The organism is Paenibacillus sp. 481 (assembly GCF_021223605.1).
Taxonomy (GTDB): Bacteria; Bacillota; Bacilli; order Paenibacillales; family Paenibacillaceae; genus Paenibacillus_B.
In genome coordinates, this window is sequence record NZ_CP075175.1 from 786,880 (window position 1) to 812,047 (window position 25,168).

Below are 25,168 nucleotides of genomic sequence, written 5' to 3' on the forward strand. Positions count from 1 at the left end.
GGCGTAGCTGGGCGTAGCTGGGCGTAGCTGGGCGTAGCTGGGCGTAGCTGGGCGTAGCTGCTCTAAGCGTTTAACAACCCATACACAGCGCTATTCAGCAATGCAACCAAAGCGACATTGCCGAAACAGCCCGACGTTAACTAAACTCCTGCACAATACGCGAACCTCTACCCGCCTGCTCAGCTGCTATTACACACAACTTGCGCGGCAAACGAGCGCGCAACTCAGGCACATGGCTGATTACACCCACTGCCAAACGATCCGAATGCAGCTTCTCCAGCGCTGTAACTACAGTATCCAACAACTCAGGGTCTAACGTTCCAAACCCTTCGTCGAGGAAGAAAAATTCAAGCGGATACATGCCGCGCAGCTGAATTTGTGCAGATAAGGCTAGCGCTAATGCTAGTGAGGTCAGGAACGTTTCTCCGCCCGACAATGTAGATACAGGACGGCGAATACCACCGTTAGCGTCATCACGAATGACGAAGCCACCACCTGAATCTACTTCCAGCGCATAGCGCTGCTTCGTGAGCTTTTTCAGTCGCTCAGATGCTGCTCGACTCACTTGCAGTAGCTGCTCCTCAGCAACGAATTCCACGAAGGCGTTGCCGCGGAACACGCTCTGCAATTGCTGCAAACGGGCTAAATGTTCGGCTCCGATCTGCCTTTTATGTTCAAGCTCTGCCCAACGGGCATGCTTGTTCGTTAGCTCCTCGGCATCGCGTTCTGCTTTGGCACGGGTGGCAAGTGTAGCTTCGTCTTGCTCAACGCTGTGCTTCCAGCACTCTTCACAAGCAGACCACGCCTCGTCTGACACCTCTTGTCCGACAAGACGCTCGTCCAGCCTGCGCAGTTGTGCAGCGAGATCACGCTGCGCCTCGTGATGCATAGCAAGTGCAGCTTGTATGCGCTGCCGCTCATCAGAGGTTAGCGCAGCAGCTTGTACGGCTTGCGGCGTACGGAAAGGTGACGCCGTTAATTCAGCGGCTAACCGCTCCATAGCCGCATGTGCGCGTTCGCTCGCGGCTGTCCATGTTTGGCGGGCAAGCGCCGCTTGCTGCTCGGATTGGGCTTCTGCTTTGCGAGCCGATTCCGCTCCCACTGTGCTCGTTTCAGCACGAGCTCGCAGCGCTGTAATACACGCCTCATTGTCGTGCACGAGTTGCGTTAACGGCTGCCCTCCCGCCCAAGGCCGCAAGCGCGGTTCATAGTTCGATAGAAGCCGCTTAATACCGCTCAACTCTGCTTCCGCTTGCACTTGATTCCGTTCAGCAACTTGCATCACTTGTTCATGTTGCTTAAGTTGCGCCTGCGTTTCATCCAAGTAAGCGACGCTTCGCTCTAGTCGAGATCGACAATCTTGTGCTGTCGCATCCCATTCGCGCCACTGTTCACGCAACGATTCAAGCTCCTCGAATCGCCAGTCTGCAAAAGATTGCTGCCAAGCGTTTAGATTTGTCTGACGCTTGTTCTCGGCTGATTCGAGCGCTTTATTAGCCTCGCGAAGTGCCTTCGCACTGCTATCTGTATTGTCCCTGCTGCGTTGCAGTTGCCACAACGTGTCTGCAAACTGGGAATATTCAGTTTCCATTTGTCGCGTGCAGCTTTCCTGCTCCGAAAGATAATCCGCCAGTGCAACCCGCAATTGCTCCGTTTCATGGGTACACCAAGTTACCAATTCGCTCGGGTCAGCATCTGCTGCACGCTTCGACTGCTCCTTGTTTGGTACGGAAGCTGAAGCTGAAGCAAAAACAGTCGCAGCAGCAAATGTAGCCCTATCCATGACAGTATTCGTATCCACAACAGCATTCGAATTCTCGACAGTCTTCGGACTTGCCACAGTCGAACTCGTAGTCGAATTCGCGAACGAGTCCACCGTTAGATCTATCGACAAAGCTGATGCAATTTGATTAAAATACGCAGCATTGTTGTCCTGCTCGTCACTACCCGATAACCGATATGGGGCGTCAATTGCTTGTTCTTGCAAGCCTAAACTATGCTGAAGCCGTTCTTTTAAATTCGAGATCCTTTCTTTCCATTGCGCTACAATGGATTGACTCCGGCTGCTCGCATTATGCGTCTCCACAATAAAAGCACGAGCCTCATCACGCAGTTGCTCCCAAGCTTTTAATTGAGCTTCTGTGGCAGCAAGTTGTTCCGTCTTACGCTCCAATTGGTCGGACTCCACTGGGGACTGTGCCCCTGTGTGAGCATGCGCACGGTGAGGATGCTCCGTGGAGCCACATACCGGACAATTGTCACCTACCTGCAACTCAGCTGCTAACTGCGCTGCCAGCACCTGCTTCTGCTGCACCCATACTTGCTCACGAATGGCTTTAATTGCATTTTCAGTATACTCCACTACGGTTACAGCACGATTTTGTAAAGTTACAACGCTAGGACCAAGCGATTGACCTCGATCTGTGCAAACAGAAATGGCATCCACTTTGGCCAGCACAGATTGAAAAGCGACATCCCCATTACGCTGCTGCTCAACATGTGCAGCTTCACTAGCTTGCTGAAGCGCAGCAAGCTCTTGATAGCGTACCGCCTCAGCATCAAACTGTTGTTTAAGCTGCCAAGCTTCTTGGAACCGCTCCCGCTCTGCTATCGGGCGCTCGTTCTGCTTTAACAGCGTTTTGAGTTCAGCTTGGCGTTCCGACGCCCGTGCAAGCAGCGCTTGGGCCCGTTCTACCTCAGCTTTAGCCGCCGTATACGAGGCATGCGCCTCATGCAGACGCTGCTCGCATTCCGCAGCCTCCTGCTCTAATCGCTTGGCCTCCTCCGCAATGTTCAACGCTTCTTGCAATTGCTCTTGTTTGCGCAGCAATTCCGGTTCCTGCTGCTCACGCTCTCGTCTTGCATCAATCGATATGCAAGACGCTTCCTCCGCCTTCACGGACGCAACCCTATAGGCTTCTTCGGCTTGCGTCAGCTTCACCTGAGCGCCCTGCTGAAGTGCCTCAGATTCATTCGCCTCCGCAATAACAGGCATCAGCACTTCAGCCGCTGCCGCTTGTCGTACTAGCTCCTCTTGCTCTGCTATTCTAGGAGCATCGGCATCAAGCTTACGCAAGCGTGACGTTACCTCGTCACGTTCGATCTGCCAGCCGCGTCGCTCGGCCATAGCACGGTACTCACGCTCAGCCGTTAGCTTCGCTTCACGAGCCTGCTCGGCCAATGCGATAGCATCAGCCAGCGCTTGTTCCGCTGCGGTAACTGCTTCCGGAGAGGCATCGCCAAGTCCTTGCTGTTCTGCCACGCATGTTTTTACGTCCGCATCCGCTTCCTTTACACGTCGAGCAAGCTTCACTCCGAGTTCATCGCCGTATTTTTCGAGCGAGAACAGACGTTGCAGCATTTGACGGCGCTCACTTCCTTTTAAGGACAAAAATTCAGAGAATTTACCTTGTGGCAGTACGACCGCACGTGTAAAGTCGTCCATTTTAAGGCCTATATGTTCCTCAACAGAGCGATTTACGTCCGCAAGCTTATCAGCTATAACTTGCTCACCTTCAGCACTTATTTCAATAAAGCGGCACACGGTATTACTTATGGTCACTTCACCCGTACGCTTGAACCGCCGCTCGACCCGAAACTGCCGTGTTCCAGCAGCGCCAGTCAGCGCAAAGCTCAACGAGACGCTAAGTGTGCTCTCCGCTTGGTTCATAATGCCTTGTGTGCCGTTTAATGCCCGCTCCACTTTTCCGTACAAGGCCAATGTCATGGCATCTAAAATAGACGATTTTCCGCTGCCCGTCGGGCCAAAAATACCGAATATGCCGGTGTCGCACAATTCGCTAAAGTCAATTCGCTGCTCCTCGCGATAGCTTTGCAGACCCGCAAGCTTTAACTCGATCGGTTTCATGCGCTCACCTCTCCATCATCCTCATTGTGCGGCTCGCCTTCCTGAATAAGTTCTAGGAAACAACGGACAAGCTCATCGTCTGGCATTGCACCTCCGGTTTGACGCTCGTAAAAACGACGAAACAGCTCTTCTACAGGCAATTCACTTCGGCGGCCAATTTCTTCGACAGTCTCCTCGATTTCAGGATAAATCGGTCGGATATGCACAATTCCTTCATGAGCGCGGCGCAGCTTCTGTATTTGTTCCATGGTTAACGCTTCCGTCAAATACATGCCGACATCAATCCAAGCATTGGCGTCGCGTCCTTCCTCAATCCATCGGATCGCTTCCTCATAGCCTCCGCGAATGTTCCAAGACACGAGCGGCTTGCCCGATGTTAAGTAATGTTCGACAGGCTCTGCCACGGCCCCAGGTGCCAAGTCCACAATCGTAATCGATTTCGTCTGCCCCGCTTCTGAAAAGCTGTAGGCAAGAGGCGAGCCGCTGTACCGAATATGCCCAGGTCCTTTTACGCGCTGCGGTCGGTGCAAATGGCCCAACGCCACGTACTGCGCTTGCGTGACTTCCCCTTCCAACGAAAATGCACGTGGATCAACGGTGTATGCACCGCCAACTTGAATCGGGCGTTCGGACTCGCTATCGACTCCGCCAAGCAAGTATAAATGACTCATCGCCACGTTAATCGTATGCGGCTGGAAGAACTGTGCCTGTCGGCGAAAAAGCTGTCCGACTCGCTCACTGTACGCACTCCGCAGAACTGTTTCATCATTGTCGAGCGACAACAACTCCTTCAGTCGGGCTTCGGACGGATAAGGCAACGCCGCAATGACAGCTACCTCGCCTGTGCGAGCGCATTTGATGTTGACTGGCTCAATCGCTGGCTGGCCAACTATCGTGATGCCCTGCGACCGCAATAACGGAGCGACCGCAGTCAATCTTTCAGGGTGGTCATGGTTGCCAGATATAATGACAACAGGCCGCTTGCCGCCATCCGACAACCTCGCGACCGTCTCATAAAATAGCTGCTCCGCTGCGGCTGGCGGGTTAACGGTGTCATACACATCCCCTGCGATGAGCAGCAGATCTACCTGCTCATCGTCAGCTATGCGCACAAGCTCATCTGCAAATGCAGCTTGCTCTTGCAAACGGCTACGACCTTCTAGCGTTCTGCCAAAATGCCAATCCGCCGTGTGTAAAATGCGCATCGTGGCCACCTCCTTTTTTAAAAAATCAGATTTGCGTCTGTATCCTATTTATGTCGGAACATTCATTCGACTAAAGCTCGCAAGCTTGCTGCGCATCAAAGAAATAAAGCACCTTGGCGTCTACTGGCCGTTTCCAAATATGCTCGATTGCGCGTGCGTATATATTTAGCTGGAATCGGTAATGCTCTACCAAGGCTGGCAAACCACCCCGATGTTCTAGCACTTTGTCCGTCTTGTAATCGAGCAAAATAAGCTTGCCATCCACTTCAAAAATACAATCGATAACCCCTTGTACGAGCACCGTTTCGTCGTTTAGCATACCTGTATCGTCATAGGCGGCAAACGTTGCTGTCGCAACATAGGAAGGTGCACTTTCTTTACTTACTGTCTCTTCTGTATTTTCTGTGTTTTCTGTATTTTCTGTACTTGCTTGTTTATCTACAATTGCTTCGGATGACCGCGCTTCTTCTGCGGCACGGATAGCGTCTTGTTGTAACGCCGTCTCCACCGTGTACGCCTCTGTAGCCGTAATGCCGTAGCTGAACGGTAGCTCTCTTTTTACCCAAGCTGCGCTTTGCAATTGTTGTCCAACTTCACTCTCAAAAAAGGCCATTACCGCTTCGATATCCATTACAGCTGCTTGAGCGGCCGTCATAAGTTGCTTATCAACCATATGATCAAGCGTTTGCTTGACTATGTCGGCCGTCATCGGCGCATGAAGCGATAAATGCTGCATGAGCAAATGGTAAGCCGTCCCGCGTTCCGCTGGTGTAATGCTTGTCTGCTCCATAAAACGCGGACGACGCAAATGTAGTGTGAACGCGGACTCCTTGTTTGAAGGCGGCTGCAACGACATTGAATCTACGCCCAGCGCTTCTGAATTTGCATACACCAAAGCATCTGGTCGATTTGATATTTCATTTGCAGACCGTTCCGGCTCCGCAGCAGCATCTGACGTAATGGGCTCTTCCGACTCTTCTAACTGTGTCTCCACCCATGAAGAGGCAGGCCATTCCTCGGAGGATGCTAGCCGTTTCATTTCCGTTACGGTCGTTTTGGCTGGTAGCATAGCTGCCAAGCGATACGGATCGCGCCAAGACAATTGCTTGAGCAAAGTCTCGCTATGTTCAGAAGAAGGCGCATCCGTGAGTGGAGACAGCTCCGTCAGCTCTTGCAGCCTATTTTTCATCGTCTCATCTACTTCTCCAGCTTCTGCTCCTGAATCCGTCGCTAACGCGAGTACGTTTGCTGGCATAAGCGATAGCTTCCAACCTGCCAACTCATCCATAAGGGCAGCGCCGTTACGGTTAGGTAGACCAGCGTAGCGACGCCATTCCGAGGCTGCAGGATGCCTAATAACAGCAGGGCCGAGCCAATCTAAATAGCTGCGCGCTTTAGCCACTGTGTAATCCGGTAATAGGAGCGGCTCACAATCCAATGCTTCTCCCCACTGCACAATTGCTTTTTCGGCATCATTTACCGTACCGACGAGAATCATTTTTTCTTTCGGGCGGGTAAGCGCCACATAAAGAACACGTAATTCTTCCGCTAGCAGTTCCAGCTTCATTTGACGACGAATAGCCAAGTTCGGCAAGGTCGGATAAGTGACCCGCAGTTCCTCATCGACGAACTTTGGCCCGAAGCCCAACTGCTTGTGCATAAGAAACGATGCGTTCAAGTCTTGCTGATTGAACTTTTTAGCTAGACCGGCCACGAAGACGACCGGAAACTCTAAACCTTTACTTTTGTGAATCGTCATAATGCGCACGACGTCTTCTTGTTCACCTAGCGCACGCGCTGTTCCGAGATCGCCGCCCGTTTCTCGCATCCGATCAATAAAGCGCAAGAAACGAAATAGTCCTCGTACCGAGGAGGATTCGTACTGTCTTGCGCGGTCATAAAGAGCCCGCAAATTCGCCTGACGCTGCATGCCGCCCGCTAGACCACCAATCCACTCGTAATAACCCGTTTCACGGTAAATACGCCAGATCAAATCGGACAAACGCCCTTGACGCGCTTCATCGCGCCAGCGTTCAAATTGGTGCAAGAAATGACGCAGCCTTTGCAGTAGTTGTTGCTGCTGTTGCTGCTGTTCATCTTCGCCTTGATCAAAATCAGAGGTTGCAGATACGAGTTCCAGCAACGCATCATAGAACGTCACATCTTTGCCCGCGATACGGACTTGTGCCATTTGCTCCGCATTCAATCCAACGATTGGCGAACGTAGCACGGAGGCCAGCGGGATGTCCTGTAGCGGATTGTCAATGACGCGCAGCAACGATAAGATGACGCTCACTTCGGTCGCTTGGAAATAACCCGTACTAAACTCTGCGTAAGCCGGAATTCCGCCTAATCGAAGCTCTTCGACGATAAGCGGCGCCCATGCTTGTGTGGCGCGCAGCAAAATCACGATATCTCGATACGTCACAGGCCGCATTCGTTTTAATTGCTTGTCATACACGAGAAATGGCGGTTCGCCTGCATCACCAAGCAAACGACGAATACGCGCCGCAATCGCGCGCGCTTCCAGTCGTGCGGTTTCTATTTCCGAAGCATCCAACGTATCGCCTGATTCGTTCATGGCTTGCTCAGACTCCACGTCTTCCTCTTCAATAGCTGGAGACTCCGCTGTTTCCTTTTTTTCAATGACAATTAATTCGGTATCAAAGCTTTGGGCCTCGACCTGATCCGCGCCATAAACAGTGGCTGCGATGTCTGTCACCTCATCCAAAGTCGGATAAGACGCCCCGCAAACGAGTTCTGCCGCCTGATCGTAATCAAGTTCAGCCACGTTAGGATTCATAATCTGTCTAAATATCATATTTACAGCATCTACAACTTCTGCACGACTACGGAAATTGCGGGCCAAATCGATCCGCGTACCATTTCCACGGCCAATTGCATCATACGTACGGTATTTGTTCAAAAATAGCCCCGGCTCTGCCAAGCGGAAGCGATAAATACTTTGCTTGACGTCCCCAACCATAAAGCGATTGCCGCTGCCCGGTTTCGTTATCAGATCCACAATGGCCTCTTGAACCATGTTCGTGTCCTGATACTCGTCCAGCAAAATTTCAGCAAACTGCTCTTGATATTGCAATGCCGCTTCTGAAGGAAGCGTATGCGCTGGGGTCGATTGCGGGTCCCGTAAAATTCGTAAGCAGTAGTGCTCCAAGTCGGAAAAATCAAGAAAACCTTTATCCCGCTTCGCTTGTTCATAAAGGCTACCAAATTGCTGTACGACCCCCGACAACGTATGCATAACCGGCGCCATTGCATGCAGTTCATGCAAAAATTGCGCTGGTGTCCGCCGGAATAGTTCATCGCTTAGTTGTTGCAAACGCGTCTTCGCTTGGTCGCGCAACCGCTTCACTTGCTCTTGCAATGATTTCTCGTATTTGTCGCCACGACAGGCCGCCAGACGGCCAAACGACAACAAGTCGAACGCCTCGTGCATCGTTTCCCACGGACGCTCTTGCGCGGCTTGTAATAAAGCGATCGCCCCTTGCAATTCTTGCGCCAGCGTGTCCCGATACGGTTCTGGGCCTCCTGGTACCTCCGTTAGACGAAGGGCCTGCTTTAACAGCTCCACTATGCCGTGCAAGGTTAGACGTGCATCCGCCATGACACTGCTTGCCCATGCCGTCTGACCTAATGCAGCAATATCCTCCGCTTCAAATGCCGCGGCAGTTCCGTCCAGCCAGTCACCAGGCCACGGATGACTGCGCGAGAACTCGTACAACCGATGGACTAAACGAAAAGCCGCTTCATCGTTGCGTTCCCCACTAAACCAGTCAATCATACGACGAAAGGATGTATCCTCCGCCGCGTACCGCTCCTCAAATAGCTGCTCAAGCACGTCTTGGCGCAGCAGCTCGGTTTCGGTTTCATTCGCAACTCGAAATGACGGGTCAAGCCCGATCGTCTGAAAATGTCGCTGAATTACTTCCAAGCAGAACGAATGCAAAGTCGTGATGGAGGCTCGATTGAGCAACGCCAATTGGCGGCGCAAGTGCTCCGAATCCAGATTGCGCTCCAATTCCCGCTCAAGTGCAATCCGAATCCGCTCTCTCATCTCGGCAGCAGCTGCCTTTGTAAATGTGGCAACTAAGAGCTGGTCAACGTGTACAGGCTTTGCTTCATCACTAATTTTGCGAATAATACGTTCAACGAGTACAGCCGTCTTGCCTGATCCGGCTGCCGCTGCGACGAGAATGTTCTCCCCTCCATCGACAATGGCTCGCCATTGCTCATCCGTCCATGTGCTTTCTTCCGGCTTAACTGGTAGTGTCTTAGGCATGTCCGTAGGCGAAACAGATTGCTCGGCTGTACTAGTGAGCTGAACGGATGGTTCAGAAAGCTCCTCGGTCACACTAGTGAGTTGCTTAGACGTAGTAGTATGCCGCTCTGACAGGCTAGTGAGCTGCTCAGGAGCATCTATTGCTACTGTCTTCGCTTCATTGACATTTTCCATTATCGTTGGTGATACTTGTGCATCTTGCTTCTCCATCATGACCCTCCTTCCAGCTTCGTCCACGCTTCATCTTTGCTCATGCGCGGCAGCATGTTGAATTGATTACCTTCGACTAACTCATCAAATTGACACACCGGTTTATATTGGCAATGGTCACATGCCTTTTTCGGTCCGAGACGATACGGGTCGATCTGGACATCTCCGTCCGTAATGCGCGTACCGATCCGTTGAATGACGTTGCGCACGGTGCTGCGCAGCACACCCCATTGCTCATTGGTAGCGACAGACGCATTGCTATAAAAGGACCCGTCCGCTTTAACGGCCACAGGTAAAATGTCGGAATACCCTTTGTCCAGCGGCTCATCCATGAGCGAGACAACGTCGCGATCGGCAAGCACGAGGCCGCGCATTTTGAACTTTTTCAATAATTGGTCATACGCTTGCTCGGGGCTCATACCGTTCACTGCTTGCAGCAGCGGGTTGTGGACATGAAAATATAACGTCCCCGCAGGCATTGCTTCTGTCCCTAGCCATTCTTCCGCATTCGTAATTAATACATCCAAATACGTAAGCATTTGCAGCGATAATCCATAAAATACTTCGTGCAGCTTTAAATCGGTTGCACTCGATTTATAGTCAATGACACGCAGCAGCACACCTTGCTCACTGTCCGCACGATCGACACGGTCGATCCGACCGATAATTTCCATCGTGCAGCCGTTCGGCAGCGTAAATTGCAGCGCCGGCAGCTGCTTGTCCGGCCCGAAATCAATTTCGAGCGCAACAGGCTCAAACTTGCCGCGACGAGAATGTTCGCCGATTACGGAGGCAGCGCGGCCTACGATTTGCTTCAGTTTGCGCGATATATGTTCGTAGCGCTTCGTACTTAACAAGATTTCGCCTTGCAGACGCGGCGCTAACAAATCGACAATGCGATCCGCTTCAGCGCGGCATTCCTCTTGGGTCAGGGCTGCCCATGTGCGGCCACCTGTGGATAAGTCCGTTGCCATACGGCTAAGCGCAGCATGGAACAACTGGCCGATGTCCGGCGCTTCCAACTTGTAGGTACGCCGCTCTTTCAGCTTTAAGCCGTGCGAAGCAAAGTGTGCAAACGGACAAGCAACAAAGCGTTCCATACGGGAAACGCTCGTGCGCAGCTGTTTTCCGTACAGCTTAACGCTCGTCTTCGACTCAATCGCTTCCACTTGATTGCGATACACAAGCGAGCCTGTAAGCGTGCGCAGCCGCTCACGATAATCGGGCTGCATCATAAACCAACGATAGACGTCCCACCAGATCGGTGCGATCGGGCGGCCACGCCTCCATTCCCGCAACTGCACGATTAAGTAGCGTAACGCAGCTTCTGGGTGCCCCGCATAGGCTGCCTGCTCTACTTCACTCATAAATTCGTTCGGCTCAGCCATCACGATTTGTTCTTGCACGTGCGGGAACAGTCCACGCACATGACGGACAACTTCGGACGGAAGCAGCGATTTGCCCTCTTCGTCCGCCAAGGCATAGCTCAGCCACAAGGTGTGACTAGGCGCTGTCAAGGCGTTGTATATGATAAACCGCTCGTCTAGTAGTTTGCGGCGTATGCCTGGCGCGAGCTCCATCCCAATTTGATGGAGCATATCGCGCTCATTTTCGGTCAGTACGCCATCCTCTGTTGGGCGGCTCGGAATAACACCATCGTTAATGCCAAGCAAATACAGATGTTTTATTTGTCCAGAGCGGGTTCGATCCATCGAAGCGATTAACACTTGGTCAAGCGCAGGCGGAACAATTGCCATTTTGATACTTTCCAACCCGGTTTCCAGCATGCCCGCAAACAACTCAACAGACATGCGCTCTTCCCCAACCATTTCTACCATTTGATCCAAAATATCAAGCATAGCGCCCCACATTTGCCGATGTTCCCGCGCACGCTGCACGTCCCCATGCAACAGCGCCTCTTGACTCATACGCTCCAGTTTGTGTGGCACGTTCAGCGCTATCCAAAAACGGTACAGTGCCTCACATTTTCCACGTACATCCCGATTGCTTCCCAGCGCACGTTCAAGTGCAGCAACTGGCGTTACGATAAGCTGGCGGCAATGCTCGATCCATTCCGGTGCGGTTCGATTTTTTCGTTCTTCATGTTCAGGGTCATCGGGATCTAAAGCTTGATTAAACTCAGCTGGCCACGGACGACCGTTTGTCCAGCGTGAGCCTTCGATGCCACATGCCAGCACATAGTTCTCTAAACGGTCAAAATCTGCTCGCGTAATATGCTCGTCCTCTGTCAGCAAAAATTCCGTCTTTACAAAGCGGAATACCGCATCATACTTCCAATAGCCGCTGATCATATCAAGTGCTGCACGCGTCATTTCTACAAAAGGATGGTCCAGCACGGTTCGTTTTTGGTCCATAAAGTAAGGGATGCCCGCATCTTGAAATACGGTACTAATAATGTCACCGTAATCTGCAATATTGCGCACCATGATGGCCATCTCACGCCAACGAACGCCATCTTCACGAGCACGGCGCAGCATTTCACGCGCCGCCGCTTCCACCTCAGCACGACGGTGAACAGCCGCTCGTACCGTAATGCTCGCTTGGTCCGGTGCCGACTGATCGTCGTTGGGACGATGCTGCGATCCCGACTTCGATTCGTGATCGCGGTTACGCCATGGTACTTTTCGCTCGAAATGCCGCTCTAAATGAGCAAGCTGTGAGGCTTGCTTAAAGCGCGGAAGCTGTGTTGGCACTTGCTCCCGACGCTCATCGTCCGCAAGCCGCTCCGCCAAATCTCCCTGCTTGAGATGACTGACACTGCCGATTTCAAACCCGAGCGTTTCAGAAATTTCACGCAGCTTAATAAACGTCGTCGCCGTCGGATGAAACAAATTAAGCTCGTGTGGAACTTCTCCCACCTCATACGGGCGATCCACACATAAGCAAATCGTCATATCGCGCGCATGTAACATCAACGAAGCTAATACCGCGTATTCCTGCGGGGTAAAGCCATGAAAACCATCAATATAAATGGTGGCATTACGCACATAATCCGATTGCGGCATTCCTTCCGCCAGGCGAGCTAAGACGTCTTCACCGTCCAAGTAGTGTTCTGCCAGCTCTGCTTCAAATTCATGCAGCACCCCAGACATATCACGCAGCTTCGCAGATAAGAGCGAATGGCCGCTCATATTCGACTGCACGAACGATAAGTGCTCATCTAGATCCGAAGCTTGGATGCGGTATCGCTTCATTTCATCAAATAGATCGTTTAGTTTCTCGATAAATCCGAACTGCTCGGCGGCCCCTGAAAAAAGCGGCAAGTCCGCTTTACGACGCTGCAATATTTTGTAGAGCAGCATCTTCTTGCCTTCTTCATTGATCGGCGTAAGCGCGGTTCCGCCCGTCTCCTGCATGACACGGTAAGCTAAACGCCGAAAGCTGAGTACTTGGGCACGCAGCATGCCCTTCATTTCTGGTGTTGATACGAGTTCATGTTCCACTTGAAACGTGCCCTGTTCTGGTACGAGTAAAATGATAGGCGGACCATCAGGCTGCTCGCGCAAATGGTGTTTAATCCGCTCAAGCATATGAGTCGTTTTACCGCTTCCCGAGCGGCCGATAATATAATGTAGCGGCATGATGCCCCTCCTCTCCAGACACAATTGTATGTTAATCATTCGTATTATTCGTTTGTAAAAAAAGGAGTGATATGTTAGCCCTTACAGCAAAATCGTCATAAAAGATGTCTCTCACATTATAGCACAGGGCATAAGCGAACTAGAACGCATGTTTGGGAATTTGGAAATGGATCTAATTAATGTTTATAACCATGTATCAAAGCCTAATAAAGACTATTAAAGCTCATAAAGCCTATTAAAAAAGCAACAACACCCAAGCGTCGCTTCTGAACCGGCACATTGGGTGTTGTTATAATGATGTTATTTACGTTTTGAGCGCACTTCAAACACAGCAAACTTCAAATAGTGGCCTTCGTCAACGCCGCCGATTTGTGGATGATCTTTTCCAGCAGCACGCCATTCGATGAGACGCAGTACTTTGCCTGCATCTTGCGCAGCATCCAAAATCGCTTCCATAAAGAGGTCTGGACGCATATGGAACGAGCAACTCGCTGTAACGAGGTAACCACCTTCGTTAACAAGCTTCATTCCTTGCAAGTTAATATCTTTGTAGCCACGATATGCTCCATCCACTGCGCTGCGCGTCTTCGCAAACGCCGGTGGATCAAGGATGACGACATCCCATGTACGGCCGCCGCCAGCTGTCATCGGCTTCGATGTGTCTACTTTTGATTTCTTACTCGTATCCGCCTGCGCCGAACGCTCATCACGCTCATCCAACCCGCGTACTTGTGTCCGCAAGTAGTCAAACGCATCCGCGACAACAAATTCCACGCGGTCGGTGAAACCGTTCAATTCAACGTTACGCTTGGCGCTCTGGATTGCATGATCCGAAATATCGAGGCAGGTCACTTTTTTAGCCCCATATTTACACGCATGCAGCGTAAAGCTACCTGTGTGCGCAAAGCACTCCAGCACAGTTGCACCGTCCCACCACGGGAACGAGACCACTTTGCCGTTCGCATTAACAGGTAGTCGCTCAACGCCTGTGTCTGTTTCCACCGAACGCAGTTCAATGCCACTGCGTCTGCCCCAACCGCGCATAAGCGGAGCGATCGATGCGCGGTTTTCCCGCTGGTCGAAGAAGTAGCCTGTCTTCTGTCCTTCTTCAATATCGACCTCAATAATAAGGTCGTTCTCCTTAACTTGCACGTGACGCGGGCACTCACCGTACAACAGCCCTGTCACTTGCTCCAAGCCTTCACGCTCACGAATCGGCACATCGCTGCGCTCGTAAATGCCTTGCGGCTGCATGACTTCAACGAGTGCTGCTACAATTTCGTCGCGGTGGACATCCATGCCTAGCGTCAAAATTTGTAGGACGAGCACGTCATCAAAGCGGTCAACGATTAGTCCTGGCAAAAAGTCAGCTTCGCCATACACAAGGCGGTATGCCGTTGCATCCCCCAAAAAGCGCTCACGATGTGCCCAGCACTCTTGAAAACGCGCAGCAAAATAAGCTTGATCCAACGCTGCAATCGGCTCATAAGCGATGACGCGCACCGTAATTTGGGATGCAGCATTGTAATAGCCTGTCGCCAAATATTTGCCTTGCGCTGTAACGACATCAACGAGCGCTCCTGCCTGTGGCTCACCTTCTACACGTTCAATTTCAGATTGAAAAATCCACGGATGCGAGCGTTCCGTACGCTTTTTACGCGCTTTTGTTAATACGACTTGCGGTCTCATTACATTCATCCTTCCAGCTTCTATCTCATGATCGATGGATTCCATCAACAGTTGTTTAAAAGTTCGATAAAAAAGTTCATTGGTTCGTTGGTGCTGCACGTTGTCTTCATAACGTGAACACTTGTCATCGTGACGTGAATACTTGTCATCGTGACGTAAAGACAAGCATATAGATGGCTTAAGCGTACTACGCTCGTCCTTTTATTACACATTAGGGAGGAAGGCCGCCATGTTCCAACAAATATGGCTCCCGCTGTTTGGCGGTTTAGCCATCTTTCTATTTGGCATGAAAACGATGGAACTCGCGCTACACGTATGGGCTGGCCCGTATTTACATCGCTTTCTGCATTCATCTACTCGCACGCCAATTAGAGGCATGCTATTTAGTACAGGTATGACAGCACTGCTGCAAAGCAGCACGGCAATTACAGTCATTAGCATCGGCCTCGTCAACGCAGGGCTAATGACTTTTTCTCGTACGCTCGGCATCATTCTTGGCACCAATATCGGAACCTGCCTCACGACTGAGCTTATCGGGTTGAATCTTAACCAATATGCCGCGCCGCTACTCGTACTCGCCGTCAGCTGCTGGATCTTGGCTGTACTTGGCGACGAAGGTGAACTTCCACTCCTTCGACGTCTAGCTGTCCGCGGAGCAGCTTGGTGGCGACCGATTCAATACGGTTCGCTGGCTACTGCTGGGTTTGCCTTTATTTTGCTAGGCATTGAGTGGATGAAACAAATTAGCGAGCCGTTGCAGCAGCGAGGCTTGTTCGCATGGTTTCTAGATCGTTCTGCAGACAACCTCATCTGGGCGCTGGCCGCGGGTATGATTATTACCGCACTCGTCCATAGCAGCGCTGCAATTATCGCTATGGCGATGGGCTTGTCTGCCACAGGTGCGCTGCCCGTTGAAGTCGGCATTGCCATCGTAATCGGTGCTAACGTCGGCACATGCTTTACCGCACTTATCGCAGCAATCGGCGGTAGCCGCAGCGGTCAGTTTGTCGCTTGGAGCCACGTCGCCCTTAACGTTGGGGGTGCGATGTTGTTCTACCCGTTAATCGGACAACTGGCCGCCATTTCCGCTTACTTATCCGCTGATGCTGCCGGGCAAATTGCCCATGCACAAACTATTTTCAACATTGCAGGCTCTCTGATCGCGCTGCCGCTATGTTATTTGCCGATTTGGAGCCGACTTAAATAACGTCGTTCGACATTTGATCTTACCTTTGCGCCGTAAGTCTTATGTCTGGGTCGCCTTAGGCCATAGAGCTTATACGTTCAACTCCAGCAAAGCAAACGCCTTTTTCACAATTGAATCATTATTGTCATATCCGGCTTGTTGCTGTTGTGTCCAAGCCTGCTCGGGCGTAAACCAGCCAACTCCGCGAATTTCTTCAACTTGAGCCTGCAAATCGCCTGCTTCTGCTTCGACTAAATAATAATGTACTTCTTTATCAACAGTGCCCACATTGGGCATTACGTACTGGTAATAAATCGTATCTATTGGCGCGACGATACGGCCACGAATACCTGTTTCTTCAACAATTTCCCGTAAGGCTGTTTGTTCGATCGTTTCGCCCGCTTCCATTTTGCCTTTCGCTAACGATACTTTGCCGTATCGGTCTTGAATAAGTTGAATTTCAAGTTGACCTTCACGCTTGCGGTAGACGACGCCTCCAGCAGAGATTTCTTTCATCGTACATTCCTCCAGCTTCTTTTTTTGGTTTATATGTATATCGTATCCCAAAAGAAGGAGGATTTCATCCCCACCTGCTCACAGGTCATGAAATCCTCCTTCTATCCAACTATCGTTACGTACGATCTGCATCCGTTTAAACGCCAATGTAAGCGCGTCAGAACAGGACAGCTTACATGTTCGCTACACGAGACAGTGTACTGTCGCTCATCACACGTGTAAGCACACCTTGACATTCATTCACGCCAGCCTCTGTAATTTTCACACGGCATATTTGACCGATCAGCTCTTCGCCGCCTTCAAATACAACTTGCAAATAGTTGTCGGAGTGGCCCATAATTTTGCCTGAACCTGACTCTCCTTTGGCTTCGCGCTCCGGAATAACGTCTACCACTTGACCGACAAATTTTTGCGCATACTCTAACTGCATTTGTTCGGACAAGTCGATCAACTCATGCACACGTGCATGCTTTACTTCTTCGTCCACTTGGTCTTCCATACGCGCCGCAGGCGTGCCTGTGCGCTTAGAGTATGGGAAGACGTGCATTTCGGAGAAGCCGACGCTCTTCATAAATTCATAGCCTTCACGGAATTGCTCATCCGTTTCACCAGGGAAACCTACGATAACGTCAGTCGTAATCGCCACATCTGGCATCGCTTCACGAATACGAGCCAATTTAGTCGAAAACTCCTCGACCGTATACTTCCGACGCATCCGTTTCAACACGTCTGTGTTGCCCGCTTGCAACGGGATGTGGAAGTGGCGACACATTTTCGAAGATGCGTTCAAGAACTCGATCATCCGATCGTCAATTTGACTCGCTTCGATCGAACTGATTCGGATCCGCTCCAAGCCGTCGATTTTGTCCAAATCCCACAACAAATCAGTCAATGCATAGCTGTCCAAATCGTCGCCGTAGCCACCTGTGTGGATACCCGTCAAGACGATTTCTTTGTAGCCAGAGGCAACGAGCATGCGTGCCTGCTCTAGGACGCTATCCGGTTTACGACTGCGGGACAGACCACGTGACCATGGAATAATGCAAAATGTACAGAAGTTGTTGCAGCCCTCTTGAATTTTAAGAAAGGCACGTGTACGTTCGGAAAAATCGGGTACATCAAGCTCTTCAAACGCACGTGTCTTCATAATGTTACGCACCGCGTTAATCGGTGTACGGTCCGTTTGGATTTGCCCGACAAAATCCATCAGCTTCTCACGATCCTGCGTTCCGACAACGAGATCGACGCCAGGAATGTCCATAATTTCAGCTGGGGAAGTCTGCGCATAGCACCCCGTCACGGCAATAATGGCATCTGGATTGCGACGAACCGCACGGCGAATAATTTGCCGACTCTTTTTATCGCCCGTGTTCGTAACCGTACATGTGTTAATCAAATAAACGTCTGCTGTCGATTCAAAATCGACTTGTTCATAGCCTTCATTTTTAAACAGCTGCCAAATGGCTTCTGTATCATAAAAGTTTACTTTACAGCCTAATGTATAAAATGCTACTGATGGCATCGTTTATAGGCCTCCCATCTCTCCAAATTCATACATGATGCAGGCGGTCGCAACCATACCTGCGGTCTCTGCTCGTAAAATACGCCGCCCCAAGCCAACAGCACGCGCCCCAGCTGCCAGTGCCGCCTCGACTTCACGTGTAGCGAAGCCGCCTTCTGGTCCCACGACGACTAGCACACTTGGCGCTTTGGCATTTGGTAACGGGTCTAATTGTGTCTTATTAGCCGCTTCTATCGAAGTCTGGTCACTAGCAAGACGTTCCGCAAAAGGTTTTACAACATCACGCAGTTGCGTCCCCCGCTCATCTTCATAACAGAACAATACGCGGTCATATTCGCTAAACTGGGCAATGAGCTGCTTCCAGCTTAAAGAGGACATAATGTCCGGAATTCGGTTGCGGTGCGATTGCTCTGCCGCTTCTTTCGCAATCTTTCCCCAACGCTCGATACGTTTCGCTTCTTTTTTGGCGTCATATTGCACGATCGTGCGCTCGGACACGAACGGAACAAAGCGAACAGCGCCGATTTCCGTACATTTTTGAATAATCGTTTCCATCTTATCGCCTTTAGGCAAGCTTTGGGCAATCGTCACATGGACGACGGACTCGCGATCTAATGGACGCATCTCAACGATGCGCGCACGCACGACACCCTCTTCATAAGATTCGATGTTAGCTAACGCTTCGCGGGCTAGACCATCGCTAACCTCAATAGAAGAACCGATTTTGGCACGCATCACATTCATAATGTGGTGTGCATCGTTTCCTTCAATGTCAATATGCTCCTCGCCAAACTGGCTCGGAGCAACAAAATATTTCTGCATCGTAATCAACATTCCTCATCATACATGTTTTGCGGTAGGATCGCTACCGTTGTCAACATTTTCAATCGTTAACCTGTTTACCACAGGCATAACGCATAACTTATGCGGCTACAACCGTTTTATGTCCCAACGACAAACCTTGCGAATTGCATAAAGGAACCAACAATCGGATCAATGAGACTAAACAGCGGCCCAATTGTGATGGCACGAAGTTGTGGGATAAATACGATCAACATGAAAATAAAAATGGACCACTGCTCGATTTGCTGCATACGAATGCGCAGCGGCTTCGGCGCTAAATCCTCAATAATACGGTAACCATCTAGCGGTGGCAGTGGGATTAAGTTAAATAAGAACAACAAAGTATTAAACTTGATGAAATTGGTCAAAAACAACACCATAGCTAATTCCATCTTATCTGCTGGTTGAATGCTGTACCAGCCGAATTTGAGGCCAATATAAAAGATAAACGAACCGATTAAAGCAAGCAGCAAGTTGCTTAACGGCCCTACTGCCGACACGATAATACCCATTAAACGTGGTTTCTTAAAATTATCACGATTTACAGGAACGGGCTTGGCCCAACCGAAGCCTACAAGAATGAATAGCAGCGCTCCGAGAAAATCAAAATGCTTAGCGGGATTCAACGTTACGCGTCCGAGCATTTTCGCTGTCGGATCGCCGAATTTCCATGCCGCGTAGGCGTGTGCAAATTCATGCACCGAGAAAGAAATCAAAAGAACGATCAGTACAAACGGTAAAACGTCTAGCGGCACAACAAATAACCTATCTAAAAACTCCATAACATCCCCACTCCCTTAGGAACGTTTACGAGCGACAATGGCCACCCAGTCCCCTTCATAATGCTTCTCTTCGATCGTGAAGCCGCTTGCTTGCAGCGCTTCCTCCACGACATGTTCTTTTTTAATAATAATACCTGATGTAATGTACACGCCATCCGGTTGCAGCGCTTCGTACACATCGTCAACAAATAGGGTAATAATTTCCGCCAAAATGTTCGCCACGACCACTTTAATCGGCAGCTGCACGCCAAGCTCTGTCGCCTGCTGGGTCTCACTCGTTTTGATGACGTTCAACAAGTCACCCTCTCGAACGGTAACGGACGAATCAAGGCCGTTTAACTGTACGTTTTCGCGAGCGCTTTGCACCGCAACAGGGTCAAGATCAATCGCCAGTACATGACGTGCTCCTAATTTACATGCGCCAATAGCGAGCACACCAGAGCCTGTACCGACGTCAATAACGTCTTCTCCACCTTGAATAACCGCTTCCAACGTGCGCAAGCACAGCGATGTCGTCGGGTGTGTGCCTGTACCGAACGCCATACCTGGGTCGAGCTCGATAATTTGCTCTGCTTCGGTTTCAGGCGTGTAGTCCTCCCACGAAGGCTTGATCGTCAAGCGCTCTGATACACGCACTGGTTTGAAATACTGCTTCCATGCGTTCGCCCAGTCGTCTTCATGCAGCCTGCGCCAAGACATGGCAGCTGTACCTGGGTCGATTTGAAATGACTTAAGCAATTCGATCCGCTCTTTAATATCGACTTCGATCGCGCTCAGATCGGAACCATCCGCGAAATAGCCTTGGATGACCGCTTGCCCTTCAGGAATATCGTTCAGGGGCAGATCGTAAAGTTTGCCGTACGTCGTATCGCGCTCTTTGTTGAGCGTACCTGATTCTTCGATCGCAACGCCGCCTGCGCCCGCTTCATGCAAAAAGTTCGAAACCATTTCGATAGCTTGTTCTGTGGTATGTATCGTTAATTCATGCCAATACAAAATAGTGCTCCTCCTCGGTGTTACGTTCAATGTTTGATGTTGCATGGTTGATGTTTACATGTTTAAAGTTCAATATTTAGTGGTTAGTGTTACAACGGATCGTGTACCGCCCCTATAACAAATAGGAAGCAACCCACATCCTTATTATTGTACACAAAAACAAAACTCCTTACAACGATAGTCAACGAGACTATCTGGTTGCAAGAAGTTTGGGAGCAACAGTACACGTAATAACGCCACTTTACATCATACCGTAGTGATCTTTTACAATGGAACTCGCTTGTGCAAGCAATTCGCTGGGAAGACTCGCCTGTAGTACATAATGCCCGTCATGCTTCTGTGTAAAGCCGTGAGTATCACTAGCACCAGCTGACTTAGCTATGCCTCCATCCAGATCGCCAGCTTCAATGTCAGCTGTCTCGGTCGCATCTTTGGCGGCGAAGAGCTTAGAAACGACCTCGCTAATTTCACTCTCACTACTCGAATACTCGTGATGAGTGACGCTTACAGGATGTGCCCGCAGACTGACTAACTTACGCGCACAAGCATTCACATCTTCGACACGAGTAAAACTCGCCTCGATCTGTGTCATCGTCCTTGTGCCCTTTCATCTGCTTGACGGGCTCGTTCTTGCGCTTCAAGATCAGCCGCATCCGCTAATTCCTGTGCAAACTCTACATCTTCGGCTTTGCCAGCTACTAAATCCGTCTTTCCAGCCGCCAAATCAGCTTGCTGCGCTAACCCGTTAGCACGCAGCTCTTTGTTCGATTCATGGTTCGTCATCTTAACCCTCCATTTTCGATCATGCAACTATGCAGGTCAAATTCTCTCTTCCTCCATAACATGATCCAAAAAGAAGAACATTATGTACAACTTCTGTCGTTTACATGGACGGTAAAAATGATAATAGCCAGACGCTAGACTACACTTTACATATTGTAATTCGCGTAATGCTTCCACAACTCTTTACTGGATGTCGTTACAGCTACAGCTCCATCTCGCAATGAACGTTCCACATCATCTGTCGTTCGAATAAACCCACCTGCCAATAGCGGAATACTAATTTCCTGCTTCATATAATTAACCATCGGACTCGGGAGCACCTCGACAAAATCAGGTATCGTCTTTTCGAGTAAGGCGCAGCTTTTTTCAAACGAACTATTATCGATTAAAAAAATACGCTGAATCGCGACTACGCCCTTCTGCTTAGCTTTCGTAATCACACTCGCTTTTGTAGACAGCAATCCGTAAGGGCGAAATTCTTGACATAAATATTCAACCGCATAGCTGTCGCTTTGCAGCCCTTGAATGAGATCCACGTGTAGCATTAATTTTTTGGAATGAGCTTGCGCCATTTGAAACATCGCTTTTAATTGGGACATATGTACGTCTAGTACGACTAGGTATTCGTATGGACTGGTTAGCAGCTTCTCAAAATCTTTCATCTGCCGAACCGCAGGTAGTATAGGTTGATTGGAAAAATACATAATGGTCTCCTTGAATTTAAAATAGTTGATTAGCATGAATCTCATCTAAAATAAAAAGCAACCTTGTATGTGCAGGAGTTCATCGTCCATAAGACGATCACGCTAATCGTATCGTTGGAACATCACTTCGTCAAATTTGAGGAGCTTTGTCTCAACATAAAAAGCCCTTGGAACTGCCTAACGGCAATCCCAAGGACATCAGTTATTACTCTAATACCACACAATTAAAGTGTTAATACTTGTTCCTTAATCTGCTTGCGAAATATTAAAGCTCCAATGATGGAGTCGGATCTGGATTGACAACAACTGGCGGTGTTACCGGTGGTGTAACAGGCGGCGTTGTCGGCTTCGCTCCAGAATCATAACCATTTACTTCAAATGTAATAATCTTATCAAAGAAGACGTAGTCTTTGCGCTTCTTAAATGGACCTTTGTTATTGTTATGCTTGTCGAACGCGAACATCACTGAGCCTGTTCCCGCTGCGCGATTCTCATACCACGTAATGAAGGCATTTACTTCGCCCATCGACAAGTCGAACTCTTTTTCGATACCGTTATTCAGTGTAATGTTAAGCAAGGCACGATCACCAGACTGACCATCATCACCTGGATTTGGGTTCGGATCTGGCTTTGGATTAGGTCCTGGACCATTATCTTTCGGTGTAGCAAAAGCTTGATTAGAATCTGTACTTTCTCCTGCAGTACCAACAGCTGTTACTACATAGTAGTAAGTTGTACCGTTTGTTACATTCACATCTGTATAGCTGTTTGTGTTGCCCGCTACGCTACCAATCGTTGTATACGGACCACCTGACTTCGTGCTGCGTTTTACATTGTAGCTTGTTGCATTAGCAACAGCATCCCAGTTCAACACAACCTGCTTATTGCCTGCTGTGGCAGTCAAATTAAGAGGTACTTGAGTCGGTTCTCCACCTTTTCCAAATACGTTCCATTCAAAAACGTACACATTTGCATTCGACTTCAATACCACTGTTTTTACATTTTTCACTGGTGCTGGTAGAGCTTGAACGGTATCCAGCTTCAATGCCTTTTGTGAATGCAACAGATTGTTGTCTGCATCATACAATTCAACAATTGACTCCGAATCGATCTTTGCAATAAACGATGTGATTTCTACTGGTGATCCAAATGTGTACCAAATTAGACCTCCCGCTCCCGGAGCGGTAAGTGTACCAGTATTGTTGTCCGTAACTTCCCGAACCTTTTTCGTCGATGTCGCCAGCGTTCCGCCTACATTTAACTGCAAACCATCCAACAAACCACCAGTATACTTAGTAGCGTTTGGTGTCAATCCTTTTTGAGGCGAATCTACACTTTCTCCTGCCTCATTTACAGCACTTACTACATAATAATAGGTCGTACCGTTGCTTACTGCTTTATCGGTATATGAAGTTCCATTTAGGTTGCGAGCTATAACTGCGAATGGACCACCTGGTGATGTAGAGCGCTTAACGTTATATGATTTAGCACCTGTATTTGCCCACTCAAAATAAACTGTTTTATCTCCAGCTTGAGACCAACCGATCGTTGTTGGCAACGGTGGCGTTGATGGCGTACCAAATACATTCCATTCAAAAACATACACATTTGCACTTGACTTCAAAATAACTGTGGTTACATTTTTAACTGATTCTGAAAGAGATTGAACTCCGTCCAACCTCAATGCTGGTTGTGCATGTAAAAGATTGTTCGCTGCATCATAAAACTCAACCGTTACAGCTGAATCGGTATGAGCAATAAAGGAAGAGATCTCAACTGGCGTAGTGAACGTGTGCCAAATAAGGTTTCCTGCGCCCGGAGCGGCAAGCGTACCCGCATTATTGTCTGTAACTTCCCGAACCTTTTTCGTTGATGTCGCCAGCGTTCCGCCTACATTTAATTGCAAACCGTCCAACAGACCTCCAGTATACTTGGTAGCGGCTGGTTTCAGTCCTTTTTGCGGGGAGTCCGCACTTTCTCCTGCCTCATTTACAGCACTTACTACATAATAGTAAGTAGTACCGTTGCTTACTGCTGTATCCGTGTATGCTTGTCCATACACACTTTGAGCTACTGCAACATATGGACCACCTGAAGAGGTAGAACGCTTAACATTATATGATTTAGCACCTGTATTCGCCCATTCAAAATAAACATTTGTATCTCTAGTTTGAGACCAACCGATCGTTGTTGGCAATGGTGGCGTAGATGGTGTTGTGAATACGTTCCACTCATAAACGTACACATTTGCACTTGACTTCAAGACAACTGTTGTAACATTTTTCACTGGTGTTGGGAGAGATTGAACTCCTTCCACTCTCAATGCCGGTTGTGCATGTAAAAGATTGTTCGCTGCATCATACAACTCAACCGTTACAGCTGAATCCACTTTTGCAATGAACGATGTAATTTCAACTGGCGTTGCAAATGTGTGCCAAACAAGATTTCCTGCGCCTGGAGCTTTCATAGAATTCGGATTGTTATCCGTCATTTCCGAAAATCCTGCCCCTGAAGCTTGGCCCAACTTATTGCTTATTTGCAATTTAACTCCGTCTAGCAAGCCTCCCGTGTATTGGCTTGGTGCAGCATGAGCAGGAGTGATGCTTATTACGCTCATAATCAAGGCTAGCATTAATAATGAATAACTAAACTTTTTCAATTTTATTCCCCCCCTGGAAAAATTAAATCACCAGTAATATTTAGTTCAACATCAAACCAAACATTATAAATATTAGCAATGTATTGTTATTTTATTTCTCATTGCCAAATATGATTTATTATTCTAATGTTAGATTAATCTAACATAATTTTATTTAGATATCTAAACATTTAATTCCATAATTGTTTTTCTGTATTCATTTTCAATAAATAATTTTCTAAATATGTATAATTCTATACTCAGGCTTTATTGTTATAATTAAACTTTCAAGTGCAAGATGAAGGCCCTATACTTGTTATATGA

General features: G+C 49.1%; 15 protein-coding genes. 1 reads left to right on the forward strand and 14 read right to left on the reverse strand.

What is annotated here, in order from left to right:
- Positions 1 to 136 precede the first annotated feature (136 nt).
- From KIK04_RS03265 to KIK04_RS03285, 5 genes are all read right to left on the reverse strand, one after another.
- Positions 137 to 3,868, reverse strand: a complete 3,732-nt coding sequence (locus KIK04_RS03265; protein ID WP_232276906.1) for an AAA family ATPase — start codon at positions 3,866 to 3,868, stop codon at positions 137 to 139.
- On the reverse strand, positions 3,865 to 5,073 hold the full coding sequence (locus KIK04_RS03270) for an exonuclease SbcCD subunit D (protein ID WP_232276907.1): 1,209 nt from the start codon (positions 5,071 to 5,073) through the stop codon (positions 3,865 to 3,867). Before KIK04_RS03270 ends, KIK04_RS03265 begins: the two co-directional genes overlap by 4 nt.
- Positions 5,074 to 5,143: 70 nt before the next feature.
- Positions 5,144 to 9,586, reverse strand: a complete 4,443-nt coding sequence (locus KIK04_RS03275; protein ID WP_232276908.1) for a UvrD-helicase domain-containing protein — start codon at positions 9,584 to 9,586, stop codon at positions 5,144 to 5,146.
- On the reverse strand, positions 9,583 to 13,185 hold the full coding sequence (gene addB, locus KIK04_RS03280; RefSeq protein ID WP_232276909.1) for a helicase-exonuclease AddAB subunit AddB: 3,603 nt from the start codon (positions 13,183 to 13,185) through the stop codon (positions 9,583 to 9,585). The genes KIK04_RS03275 and addB overlap by 4 nt, the downstream gene beginning before the upstream one ends.
- A 300-nt stretch (positions 13,186 to 13,485) precedes the next feature.
- The gene (locus KIK04_RS03285; protein ID WP_232276910.1) at positions 13,486 to 14,883 is read right to left on the reverse strand and encodes a class I SAM-dependent rRNA methyltransferase; all 1,398 of its coding nucleotides are present in this window, start codon (positions 14,881 to 14,883) and stop codon (positions 13,486 to 13,488) included.
- A 220-nt stretch (positions 14,884 to 15,103) separates the two neighbouring features.
- On the opposite strand from KIK04_RS03285, the gene KIK04_RS03290 reads away from it, so the two are divergent.
- Positions 15,104 to 16,081, forward strand: coding sequence for a Na/Pi cotransporter family protein (locus KIK04_RS03290; RefSeq protein ID WP_232276911.1), 978 nt, complete (start codon positions 15,104 to 15,106; stop codon positions 16,079 to 16,081).
- 69 nt (positions 16,082 to 16,150) lie between these two features.
- On the opposite strand, the gene KIK04_RS03295 is transcribed toward KIK04_RS03290, so the two are convergent.
- From KIK04_RS03295 to KIK04_RS03335, 9 genes are all read right to left on the reverse strand, one after another.
- Positions 16,151 to 16,576, reverse strand: a complete 426-nt coding sequence (locus tag KIK04_RS03295; protein ID WP_232276912.1) for an NUDIX hydrolase — start codon at positions 16,574 to 16,576, stop codon at positions 16,151 to 16,153.
- Positions 16,577 to 16,748: 172 nt separating this feature from the next.
- A complete protein-coding gene (mtaB, locus tag KIK04_RS03300; protein ID WP_232276913.1) occupies positions 16,749 to 18,098 on the reverse strand; it encodes a tRNA (N(6)-L-threonylcarbamoyladenosine(37)-C(2))-methylthiotransferase MtaB in 1,350 nt (449 codons plus the stop codon).
- A gap of 3 nt (positions 18,099 to 18,101) precedes the next feature.
- Positions 18,102 to 18,920: an RsmE family RNA methyltransferase gene (locus tag KIK04_RS03305; RefSeq protein WP_232278576.1), complete on the reverse strand. Its 819-nt coding sequence runs from the start codon at positions 18,918 to 18,920 to the stop codon at positions 18,102 to 18,104.
- A 119-nt stretch (positions 18,921 to 19,039) separates the two neighbouring features.
- Positions 19,040 to 19,723: a site-2 protease family protein gene (locus KIK04_RS03310; protein ID WP_232276914.1), complete on the reverse strand. Its 684-nt coding sequence runs from the start codon at positions 19,721 to 19,723 to the stop codon at positions 19,040 to 19,042.
- Positions 19,724 to 19,738: 15 nt separating this feature from the next.
- A complete protein-coding gene (gene prmA / locus KIK04_RS03315) occupies positions 19,739 to 20,719 on the reverse strand; it encodes a 50S ribosomal protein L11 methyltransferase (RefSeq protein ID WP_232276915.1) in 981 nt (326 codons plus the stop codon).
- Between the two features lie 241 nt (positions 20,720 to 20,960).
- A complete protein-coding gene (locus KIK04_RS03320; RefSeq protein WP_232276916.1) occupies positions 20,961 to 21,311 on the reverse strand; it encodes a hypothetical protein in 351 nt (116 codons plus the stop codon).
- Positions 21,308 to 21,502 carry a YfhD family protein gene (locus KIK04_RS03325; protein WP_232276917.1) on the reverse strand — a complete coding sequence of 65 codons (195 nt, stop codon included), beginning with the start codon at positions 21,500 to 21,502 and terminating at the stop codon, positions 21,308 to 21,310. Before KIK04_RS03325 ends, KIK04_RS03320 begins: the two co-directional genes overlap by 4 nt.
- 146 nt (positions 21,503 to 21,648) lie before the next feature.
- Positions 21,649 to 22,206 (reverse strand): glycerol-3-phosphate responsive antiterminator, encoded by a 558-nt coding sequence (locus tag KIK04_RS03330; protein ID WP_232276918.1) that lies wholly within the window; start codon positions 22,204 to 22,206, stop codon positions 21,649 to 21,651.
- A 265-nt stretch (positions 22,207 to 22,471) separates the two neighbouring features.
- The gene (locus KIK04_RS03335; protein WP_332329993.1) at positions 22,472 to 24,865 is read right to left on the reverse strand and encodes a hypothetical protein; all 2,394 of its coding nucleotides are present in this window, start codon (positions 24,863 to 24,865) and stop codon (positions 22,472 to 22,474) included.
- Between the last annotated feature and the right edge of the window lie 303 nt (positions 24,866 to 25,168).